5 protein-coding genes are annotated in these 3962 nt (G+C 59.6%); all 5 read left to right on the plus strand.

Annotated features, from left to right (window positions below):
* The coding region (locus tag ACN4F8_RS22655) for a hypothetical protein (protein ID WP_419475640.1) at nucleotides 1-285 on the plus strand (285 nt) is incomplete at its 5' end.
* A gap of 4 nt (nucleotides 286-289) precedes the next feature.
* Nucleotides 290-1417 (plus strand): DegT/DnrJ/EryC1/StrS family aminotransferase, encoded by a 1128-nt coding sequence (locus ACN4F8_RS22660; RefSeq protein ID WP_419475641.1) that lies wholly within the window; start codon nucleotides 290-292, stop codon nucleotides 1415-1417.
* Nucleotides 1418-1425: 8 nt separating this feature from the next.
* Nucleotides 1426-1947: an acyltransferase gene (locus tag ACN4F8_RS22665; protein ID WP_419475642.1), complete on the plus strand. Its 522-nt coding sequence runs from the start codon at nucleotides 1426-1428 to the stop codon at nucleotides 1945-1947.
* The gene (locus ACN4F8_RS22670; RefSeq protein ID WP_419475643.1) at nucleotides 1931-2896 is read left to right on the plus strand and encodes a Gfo/Idh/MocA family protein; all 966 of its coding nucleotides are present in this window, start codon (nucleotides 1931-1933) and stop codon (nucleotides 2894-2896) included. Before ACN4F8_RS22665 ends, ACN4F8_RS22670 begins: the two co-directional genes overlap by 17 nt.
* Nucleotides 2890-3867, plus strand: coding sequence for a GDP-mannose 4,6-dehydratase (locus ACN4F8_RS22675; protein WP_419475644.1), 978 nt, complete (start codon nucleotides 2890-2892; stop codon nucleotides 3865-3867). Before ACN4F8_RS22670 ends, ACN4F8_RS22675 begins: the two co-directional genes overlap by 7 nt.
* The last annotated feature ends 95 nt before the right edge of the window (nucleotides 3868-3962 follow it).

Here is a 3962-nt window from a genome sequence, read left to right on the forward strand (position 1 = left end):
CACAATTCGTACCTTGAACTCCTGCTCACGGGGGGCGCCTTCATGCTGTCGGTGGTGGTGGTCCTCATGGGCCGCACCTACCGTACGCTGTGGCACTCATGTGCACAGGGTGACAACCGTGTGGACCGTTGTGTACTGGTCTGCTTCATCGTGCTGACATGCTGGATGCTGATCTACCCAGTGATCTATGAGCCTGTCACAGGTTGTCTCTTCTGGATCATCGTTGGCTATGGCAACCGGGTTCACAACAGACCCATGCCGATTGCGTCGGTCGCACAAAACTGAAAAGGTGAAAAAAATTCAAGTTCCATTCATCGATCTGAAGCGCTTCGAACCTGGATTTCAGGACGCGCTGAACGCCAAGTTCGGCGCGATGACAGCCGCTGCCCAGTTCATCGGCGGTGAAGAAGTCGCCCGCTTGGAAACGAGTCTGCGTGACCTGTTGCGCGTGGGCTTTGCCGTGTCGTGCGCCAACGGCACAGATGCGCTACAGCTGGCCCTGCGTGCTCTGAGTGTGGGCCGTGGCGACACCGTGCTGGTGCCCAACGTAACCTTCTGGGCCACGTTTGAAGCGGTGATCAACGTGGGCGCAGACCCCGCGACATTGGACGCAGACATCGCGGACGGCGGCATTTCACTTCCCGCACTGGAGGAAGCTATCGACCGCTTGAAGCCGAAGGCGGTCATCATCGCGCACCTGTACGGGTGGGGCACGGCGCATCTGGCCGAGATCCGCGCGCTGTGCAAAGCAAGAGGTGTTCTGTTGCTCGAAGACGGCGCACAGTGCTTCGGCGCTGCCTACAAGGGCGCGCCCATTTATGAGGGTGCACTCATTTCCACTGCTTCGTTCTATCCAGCGAAGGTACTGGGCGCGGCCGGCGACGGCGGTGCGGTGTTCACCGATGACCCTGATCTGGCGGACAAGGTGCGCCGCCTGAGCAACCATGGCCGCACCACACACTACGGCTATGGGCTCCTCGGTTGGAACTCGCGTCTGGACTCCTTGCAGGCTGCATTTCTAAATCTCAGCATTGGCCACCTACAACAGCGCATCGCATCGCGTCGAGCCTCCGCAGCTTTCTACCAGGCGCATCTGCCTGCGCTGGGCATCGAGACCATGCGACCGCCTAAGGACTACGAGGAAAACGGCTACTGCAATGTGTGTCTGGTGCGCGACGCAAGCCTCAAGGTTGAACTGGAAACCAGGCTCAAGGCAGAAGGCATTGGCTTCGGCAACATCTACCCGGGCGTGATGTCTCGCCAACCGGGCGCAGAGGGCGTTAGCAAAGGGCATTTCGGTGGCAATGAGGGAGAAGTGCTCTGTGCGTCCGTTCTCAATCTGCCGTTGTTCCCCTACATGAATCCAGAAGAACTGGAGCGCGTGCTCGAGGTTGTTCGTTCGGTCACAGCAAAATAATTCCGCCCATGGAACAAGACACCTACATCCACCCCAGTGCCAATGTCTCCGACAAGGCCCGCATCGGCGCCGGCACCAAGGTCTGGATCAATGTCCAGATTCGAGAGAACGCACACATTGGCCAAGGCTGCATCTTGTCCAAAGATGTTTACATCGACCACGCCGTGCGTATCGGCGATCGCTGCAAGGTGCAGAACAGCGTGTCGGTATACAACGGTGTGACCATCGGCGATGACGTGTTTGTCGGCCCCAACGTCGCGTTCACCAACGACCGCGTGCCGCGCGCGTTCAACCCGGAATGGCGCATCACGGAAACAATGGTGGGCAACGGCGCAAGCATTGGCGCCAATGCCACCCTCGTATGCGGTATCACCATAGGCGAATACGCCATGGTGGCGGCCGGCAGCGTGGTCACCAAGAATGTCGCTCCCTACACACTGGTGATGGGCAATCCCGCACGCGCGGTGGGCAAGATCGACAAGATGGGCAACCGCGTTACAGAGGGAGAGGGAGATGGCCATGAGCAATAAGCCAGTGCGTGTCGGCCTGATTGGCCTGGGCCGGATGGGACAAAACCACCTGCGCGTGCTCTCGCTGCTCAAGAGCGTCGAGTTGGTGTTCATTGCCGATGCGGACGAGGCCACAACCCAACGCCTCGGCAAGCAGTTCGACGTCATAGGAGTGGCCGATGTAGACAGCGTGCTGGACACCGCCGATGCGGTGGTGATCTGCACGCCCACCGTGACGCACGCCGATTACATCCGGTTGGTCGCAGGGAAAGTCCGCAACATCTTTGTCGAGAAGCCGCTGGCCGACACGCTGGAAGAGGCCGCGCTGGTGGCCCGGTTTGCGACCGAGCAGGGTTTGAATTTGCAAGTTGGCTTTATCGAGCGCTTCAACCCCGCGGTGCAGAGCCTCAAGCAGGTGCTCGACAAATCCGAGCGCGTGATCAGCATCGACTTCACCCGCACCAACAAGCTCAGTGCCAGGATCACCGACGTGGACGTGGTTACCGACTTGATGATTCATGACATCGATCTGGCCTTGTACCTGAACGGACCTGCGCGTTCGGTTGCAGCACACGGCTTTGCCCATGGGGCGATGACCGACTTTGCGTCCGCCCTCATCACCCACGAGAACGGCCGCTTCTCACGCATCCAGGCCAGCCGCATTACCGAGAAGAAGATGCGCCTGATCGAAGCCACCTGCGTCGACATGTTCGTGGACTGCGAACTGCTGCGCAAGGAAATCATCATTAGCCGCCAGTCCGAAATCCGGCAGGCGGAAGGCCAGCCGTACACCATCTCTGCAGTGCAGGAAGCCATTGAAGTGCGTCCGCAGGAGGCGCTTCTCTCAGAACTGCAGGCATTTGTCGCCAGTTGCCAGGGCCAACTCAGCAAGGATGTGCCGGGCGTGCAGGATGGTCTCGTGGCCATGCAGATTTGCGAAGACATTCAGAAAGCTGTTGCCTCATGTTGAACCCACGCGACATCGCCGGAAAAACCGTGCTCGTGACCGGGGGCGCCGGGTTCATTGGAAGCCATCTGGTGGACCGTCTCATTGCCGAGGGCGCGTTCCACGTGGCCGTGATCGACAACATGTTCCTCGGCTCCGAAGATAACCTCGCCGATGCGCAGGCCACAGGCAAGCTCACGCTCTACAAAGACGACGCGGAATTCGCCACCAGCCTGGACTTCATCTTCCAGCGGCATACGATCGACGTCGTCTTCAACTGCGCGACCAAGGCCTTGAACTATTCGTTCATGAACCCGGCAAACGCCTTTGGCACCAACGTCACCGTGGCGTTGAATCTGCTGGAACTGCTGCGGCGCGGCGCCTACAAGACCTTGTGCCATTTCTCCACCTCCGAGGTGTATGGCTCGGCGGTGTACGAGCCGATGGACGAGCAGCACCCACGTAGCCCGACCACGACCTATGCCGCCGGCAAGGCAGCGGCAGACCTGGCAGTGGAGAGCTATGTGCACATGTTCGGTCTTGACGCGTTCATCGTGCGTCCATTCAACAACTACGGCCCGCGACAGAACCACAAGGGGCTGCTTGCCGGCGTGATTCCGCTCACAGCGTGGCGCATCTTCAACGGAATCGCACCGGAAATCCATGGCGATGGTCTGCAAACCCGCGACTATATCCATGTGCGGGACACCGTCGACGCGGTGGCCAAGCTGTTCCGCGTTCTGCCCGCCGGGGAGTCGGTGAACATCTCTACCGACAACCAGATTTCGATCGGTGAGTTGGTCGCGCGCATCGCTCAGGAGCTCGGCTTCCAGGGCGAGATCGTGCGCAAGCCGGCGCGCGCAGCCGATGTGTTGAGCCACAACGCGAGCAACCAGAAGGTGCACGCACTGATCGACTATTCCTTGACCGATTTCGATACCGGCCTGCGCACGACGCTGGAATGGTACGCACAACGCCTGAGGCACGCGCGATGACTCCTGTTCGTTTGATGAAGCCCTACATCAGCTTCGAGGAAGTTGAGGCCGAATTTCGCGAGGTGTTCGCTTCTGGCATGTTTACACGTGGCGAA

The sequence above is a fragment of the Hydrogenophaga sp. genome, from assembly GCF_048549895.1.
Lineage (GTDB): Bacteria > Pseudomonadota > Gammaproteobacteria > Burkholderiales > Burkholderiaceae_C > Hydrogenophaga.